The sequence below is a fragment of the Corallococcus sp. CA041A genome, assembly GCF_003612075.1.
In the GTDB taxonomy this organism is placed as follows: Bacteria; Myxococcota; Myxococcia; order Myxococcales; family Myxococcaceae; genus Corallococcus; species Corallococcus exiguus.
Genome location: NZ_RAWF01000652.1, coordinates 1 through 443 on the forward strand (window position 1 = coordinate 1; position 443 = coordinate 443).

1 protein-coding gene is annotated in these 443 nt (G+C 70.0%); it reads left to right on the forward strand.

Annotation, left to right across the window (positions count from 1 at the left end; translation table 11 throughout):
- The coding region (locus tag D7V77_RS42605; RefSeq protein ID WP_120581777.1) for an MFS transporter at positions 1–443 on the forward strand (443 nt) is incomplete at both ends.

The following is a 443-nucleotide window of genomic DNA, read 5'->3' on the forward strand; positions in this document are numbered from 1 at the left end:
GCCACGCTGGCCGCGCCGGAACATCGTGGCCGCGTGGTCGGCACGCTGATGAGTGGCCTGCTGCTGGGCATCCTGCTGGCGCGTACCGTGGCCGGCCTGCTTTCCAGCCTGGGTGACTGGCGCCTGGTGTATGCCATCGCTGCCGGCACCCTGGTGCTGACCGCACTGGCATTGCAGCGCGGCCTGCCGCGATTCCACCACAGCGCCGGCCTGGGCTATTTCGCCTTGCTGCGCTCGATCGGCGTGCTGTTCGTGCAGGAGCCGGTGCTGCGCCAGCGCACCCTGCTGGGCGCCTGCAGCTTTGCCATGTTCGCGATTTTCTGGACCCCGCTCGCGTTCCTGCTGGCGCAGCCACCGTACGCCTACAGCGATGCCACCATCGGCCTGTTCGGGCTGGTCGGTGCAGCCGGTAAGCTGGCGGCCGGCCTGGCCGGGCGCATGTC